Source organism: Capnocytophaga sp. oral taxon 329 str. F0087 (assembly GCF_000213295.2).
Taxonomy (GTDB): domain Bacteria; phylum Bacteroidota; class Bacteroidia; order Flavobacteriales; family Flavobacteriaceae; genus Capnocytophaga; species Capnocytophaga leadbetteri_A.
Genome location: NZ_KN390049.1, coordinates 5,401 through 11,148, shown reverse-complemented (window position 1 = coordinate 11,148; position 5,748 = coordinate 5,401). Strand labels below are relative to the sequence as shown.

4 protein-coding genes are annotated in these 5,748 nt (G+C 42.2%); all 4 read right to left on the bottom strand.

Going from position 1 to position 5,748, the window contains the following annotated elements:
- Positions 1 to 140: 140 nt before the first annotated feature.
- Positions 141 to 1,031: a histone deacetylase family protein gene (locus tag HMPREF9074_RS10450; RefSeq protein WP_034540667.1), complete on the bottom strand. Its 891-nt coding sequence runs from the start codon at positions 1,029 to 1,031 to the stop codon at positions 141 to 143.
- A gap of 11 nt (positions 1,032 to 1,042) precedes the next feature.
- Positions 1,043 to 2,338: a Na+/H+ antiporter NhaC family protein gene (locus tag HMPREF9074_RS10445; RefSeq protein WP_009390129.1), complete on the bottom strand. Its 1,296-nt coding sequence runs from the start codon at positions 2,336 to 2,338 to the stop codon at positions 1,043 to 1,045.
- Positions 2,339 to 2,341: 3 nt separating this feature from the next.
- Positions 2,342 to 3,460: a PDDEXK nuclease domain-containing protein gene (locus HMPREF9074_RS10440; RefSeq protein ID WP_009390127.1), complete on the bottom strand. Its 1,119-nt coding sequence runs from the start codon at positions 3,458 to 3,460 to the stop codon at positions 2,342 to 2,344.
- Positions 3,461 to 3,515: 55 nt separating this feature from the next.
- Positions 3,516 to 5,748 (bottom strand): DNA polymerase I (polA, locus tag HMPREF9074_RS10435; protein ID WP_084063444.1); only part of this gene is annotated, 2,233 nt, incomplete at its 5' end.

Genomic DNA, 5,748 nt, shown 5'->3' with positions numbered 1-5,748 from the left:
CTACACTCTTAAAGATAGACCATATAATCCAAACGGTGGCACTAAGAGGGCCTATAATAAGAATTCCTTGAAAGAAAAACTTGATAAAGATGCCTAAATAATTCTTTTTTTTCATTTGTTTTTTAGTGAATATTTAAGGGTTATTGGCTCATCATAAAAGTATTGGTATGCGCTCTAAGAATAGCTGAAAGCTGAGGCGAATAGCCTCCTCCCATAGAGCATTGCACCGGCAAATGGTGTTGCCGACAAAGGTTAAATACAAATCGGTCGCGGTCAGCACAGCCTTGCACACTCAGCGATAGTTTACCGAGCTTGTCGCTACTAAGCACATCTACTCCCGATTGGTAAAACACAAAATCAGGCTGATGAGCGGTGATGATTTCGGGCAAAACAGAAGTAAGTACAGAAAGGTAAGCCGCATCAGTAGTGCCTGTAGGCAGGGCAATATCTCTATCGGACTGTTCTTTTACAAAAGGGTAATTGCCCTCTGCGTGCATCGAAAAGGTAAAGACGCGCGGGTCGTGCCTAAATATCTCGGCAGTACCATTGCCCTGATGTACATCTAAATCGATAATAAGCACTTTTCTAACAGCTGTATGCGCCAGCAAATAGGCAGCAGCCACCGCTTGGTCGTTAAGCATACAGAACCCCTCTCCCCTATCAGAAAACGCGTGATGCGTACCCCCTGCTATATTAAACCCTACCTCAGCGGTGCGCAGTGCCCATAGGGCTGCCTCAATGGTACCTTGTACTAAGGTGAGTTCGCGGTCTACTAACTGCTGATTTTGCACAAAACCAATAGGCAATGCCTCTTTATGCGATAGCTGTAGATGCACAAACTTATGCACATAATCAGGGGTATGCGCCAAGCAGAGCGTCTCCAAACTTACCTTAGAGGGGGTGCGAAAGTCAGCAGGATCGGCTATGCCTTCGTGCAGAAGCTGTTGCGGCAAAAGGGCGTACTTCTGCATCGGAAAGCGATGATTATCAGGCACTGGGTGATTATAGATAGGGTGGTAACTGATGTACATTTCAATATAAATTATACCGTTTGTGCTTTCTTTCTACTGAAGTAAATATATACCAAAGTACCTATAAGCAGCAAGTGTAAATATACTGAATACATCACTAATTGAGGATAATCCATTGTATGGGCGAACTGATAAAGCCCAATAACCTGTGCTCCGTAAGGAATGAGGCCTTGAGCATAGCAAGAAAAGATATCGAGCACCGAAGCGGCATTGCGCAGCGGTACATTAAACTGCTCACTGATGCGCTTGCTTATCTTCGATACAATAAGAATCGCTACCGTATTATTGGCTACACAAACATCGGCTACCGTCACGAGGAAGCCCATACCGAGCAATGCCGATGCCCCACTCCTAATATGCCTAGCAATAAGATTCATCAGGTATTGTATACCGCCGAAATGTTCCACTAAAAGAGCCAATCCACCGATGATAAAGTACAAGAAGAAAATATCAGCCATATCCATAAAGCCTTTATAGGTATGCTGAGTAAAATCTAAAAAGCCAAACTTGCCATAAGATAGTCCTATCACTCCTGATAAGAGAACCCCTAAGAAAAGCGACACAAATACATTCACCCCAAAAAGAGAGATAATCACTACGGCTATATAAGGCAAAATAAGCACTATATTAAAGTCGTGATATGCCTCGCTATGGGTGAAGGTCTGCGCTTCGGGATTGCCTATAAACAAAAGAACAATCACAGAAAGCAATGCCATTGGCAGGGCAATCTTAGCATTGGCTTTCATCTTATCGCTCATCTTACAACCCAACGACTGGGTAGCGGCAATGGTAGTATCAGAAATAAGCGAGAGATTATCGCCAAACATAGCCCCTGACAACAGCGATGCCCCAATAAGAGCCGTATTAGAGTGACTTTCGGTAGCGAGATTGAAGACAATAGGCGAAAGCGTCATAATAGTACCTACTGAAGTACCCGTAGCAAACGATAGGAAAGAAGCCATAACGAAGATACCTACCGGAAAGTACTGAGGCGAAATGTAGTACATACCCATATTCACGATACTGTCTATACTACCAGAGGCTTTGGCTACTGAAGCAAATGCCCCTGCTAAGAGGGCAATAACGCACATTTGCAACACATTGCTATCGCCTGCCCCTTTAAAGAAGAGAGTTATTTTCTCATTAAGCGGAGCCCTATAAATAAGGAGAGCTATCACTACTGCAAAGAGCGCTATAATAGGAGCTGGTAGCGAATAAAAGTTATCGAAATACAAACCACTTCCTAAGAATATTGCTACGAATATCAGTAGCGGTATAATGCTTATTATATTTAATTTCTGTTTCATTATTTAGTTATTTGATATTTCTAATGGTGATAAATTATTTGTTTTCTGAAAAATAGATAGCAACTGGTTGAGCTTGTTAATTAGCAACTGTTTGTCAATTAATTGGGTTTGATATTCTGCAATAATAGTAGGACTTGCACTTCTTGCCAATGAATACTCTACCACTTCAGTGTCTTTCCCCTTACAAAGCAAAATGCCTATACTAGGATTTTCGTGAGGTCTTTTTACATCTCTATCCAAAGCTTCTAAGTAAAAGTTTAATTTCCCTAAGAATTCAGGCTCAAAATCCTGTATTTTAAGTTCAAAAAGTACTAAACATTGCAAATCGCGATGATAAAATAGCAAATCAGTATAATAGTCCTTATTACCTACTTGTAGGCGGTACTGCTCGCCCATATAAGTAAAGCCTTTGCCTATTTCGAGGATAAACTTTTGCAAGTTTAAAACAATAGCTTTTTCAAACTCCTTTTCAGAATGGTTATCAGGTAAATCTAAAAACTCAAACACATAAGGGTCTTTAAACAAGGCTTGGATATTGTCCATTTTCTGCACCATAGGCGAAGTTGCTTGTTTGGCTAACAAAGTGCGTTCATAAGTAGCTGTTTTTAGTTGTCTTCTCAACTCAGCTTTTGTCCATTTTTCAGTAATTGTTTGTAAAAGATAAAACAATATTTCTTCAGGATTTCTTATAGAAGAAAAAATATCTAAATGTTGAGACCAAGATACTTTTAGGAGCACATTTTCCATATAAAACTGATGCTTTTGAAATTGTGTCGCCGTTGGCGACACAATTAGAACATCTTGTTTTTCAGTACGTTCTACACTAAAGAACAACTCTTCCCACAGTTTAAAAACTTCAGAATTCACAGCGTGAATTTCATAGAATTGTTTCATTCGGTATAAACCTCTTCTATTAAACCCTGAAAGGTTAGGCATTTTGGTATGGATAAAATCAGCTAATGCAGTCATTGTTTTATCACCCCAAACACCTTTACCAATTTTGTCGGAAAGAATATTACCTACATTGAAGTACAACGCTACTAGTTCGCTATTAGCCTTTACATATACGCGCTCTTTAGCACTTTCTATCAGTTGTACTATATGCTGAAAATCTGTATCCATTTCTGTAATCTTTTATCATTAGTTTTATAATTGTGTCACCAGCAGTGACACATTTTTAGTGAGCATCAAGCCAGTTATTACCTACACCTAAATCGGCGACTAACGGAACGGCAAGAGTAAAGGCGCTTTCCATCACTTCTTTTATGAGAGGTTTCACTATTTCTAATTCGGTTTTAGGCACATCGAATACTAACTCATCGTGTACTTGCAGCAGCATACGGGTTTGCAATTGCTGGGCTTGCAGTAGGTCGTAAATGCGTATCATCGCTATCTTGATAATATCGGCAGCCGACCCTTGTATAGGCGCATTTACGGCATTGCGCTCTGCTGCCCCTCGCACTACTTGATTGCGCGAATGTATATCGGGCAAGTAGCGACGCCTGCCCAGTACGGTCTCTACATAGCCGTGCTCTTGGGCAAAGTGTATCTGCTTCTGTATGTAGTTGCGCAGATTGGGGTAAGTAGCGTAATAGGTATCTATCAGCTCCTTGCTCTGCGACCTACTCAAATCGGTTTGTGCTGAAAGCCCAAAAGCCGATACGCCATAGATAATACCGAAGTTTACCGTTTTGGCGTGGCTACGCTGCTCGCGAGTAACCGCCTCTAAAGGTACATTGAACACTTTGGCTGCCGTAGCGCGGTGAATGTCCTCGCCGTGCAAGAAAGATTCTATCATATTATGCTCTTCGCTTAAGGCTGCAATGATGCGCAACTCTATCTGCGAATAGTCGGCAGAGAGGAGTATATAATCATCATTACGAGCGATGAATGCCTTGCGCACTCGTTGCCCACGCTCGGTACGAATAGGGATATTCTGCAAGTTAGGATTATTGCTACTAAGGCGCCCCGTAGCGGCTACCGTCTGCATATAGGTAGTATGCACACGCCCTGTGCGGGGGTTCACCTCTAACGGCAACGCATCTACATAGGTAGATTTGAGTTTCTGCACTTGTCGCCACTCTAATATATCGGCTACTATCTTATGTTTAGCGGCAAAAGGTGCTAACACTTCTTCGGAAGTAGCATATTGCCCTGTCTTCGTCTTCTTAGGCTTACTGTCTATCTTAAGTTTCTCGAAGAGAATATCGCCTAACTGTTTGGGCGATGCCAAATTGAAAGGCGTACCAGCTTGCTCAGCTATAGTGGCTTCTAATTGTGCTATCTCTGCGTCTAAGGTTTTAGAGTATTCTTTCAGATACGCCACATCAAGGGTTACCCCCTCGCGCTCCATTACCGCTAATACTTTCAGCAGGGGCATCTCTAAATCGGCATATACTTTTTGGGCATTTACCTTAGGCAATTCTGCCTTAAAAACGTCCTTTAGTTGCCAAGTAACGTCAGCATCTTCTACCGCATACTCTTTCACCTCTTCCAAAGCTACGGTACGCATTGAGCGTTGCGCCTTACCTTTGCCTATAAGACTTTCGATAGCAATAGGGGTATAGCCCAAATAGGTTTCCGAGAGCAAGTCCATATTATGGCGCATATCGGGGTTGATAAGATAGTGGGCTATCATCGTATCGAATAGCGCCCCTTGTACCTTTATGCCGTAATTTTGGAGTACTTTGAGGTCGTATTTCAAATTCTGACCTACTTTGGTTATCTTCTCATTCTCAAAAAACGGTCGGAGGGTATTGAGTAACGCTGTAGCTTCTTCTTTATCTACAGGGAATGGCACATAATAGCCTTTGTGCGCCGTCCAACAGAAGGAAATGCCTACCAATTCAGCTTCGAGAGCATCAATAGCAGTGGTTTCGGTATCAAAACAGACTTCAGTCTGCTGCAATAGCGATTGTAGCAGTAGTTGTTGTGCCATTGGGGTATCTGCCAACTGGTAGTAATGGGGGGTATTGGCGGCTGTCTTCTTCTCGACCGCTACTTGGGGCTGAGCAAATAAGTCGCCTTGTACAGCAAACATATCTAACTGGGCTGACGGTGCTTTCTGGTTGCTTTGTACTACCGCTTCTGGCTGATATACCTTTTGGAAATTGACTAATAACTGACGAAACTCTAACTCTTCAAAAAGTTTGCCTACCGCCTCGAAATCGGGGGTAGAGACTTCGCAGTCCTTCTCATCAAAAACAACGGGTACATCAAGCATAATGGTAGCCAACTGCTTAGAGAGGATACCTTTTTCTTTATTATTCTCTATATTCTCGCGCAACTTGCCTTTAAGCTGGTCGGTATTAGCAAGTAGGTTTTCTAAAGAACCAAAATCGGCAAGGAGCTTTTTGGCAGTCTTTTCGCCCACAAAGGCTATTATGTGCCATTCCCTGTAGAAAAAGAAG

What these genes read in the sequence shown, in the direction of transcription:
- HMPREF9074_RS10440 (WP_009390127.1), bottom strand. Translation starts at nt 3,460, where the DNA reads ATGGATACAGATTTTCAGCATATAGTACAACTGATAGAAAGTGCTAAA.
- HMPREF9074_RS10445 (WP_009390129.1), bottom strand. Translation starts at nt 2,338, where the DNA reads ATGAAACAGAAATTAAATATAATAAGCATTATACCGCTACTGATATTC.
- HMPREF9074_RS10450 (WP_034540667.1), bottom strand. Translation starts at nt 1,031, where the DNA reads ATGTACATCAGTTACCACCCTATCTATAATCACCCAGTGCCTGATAAT.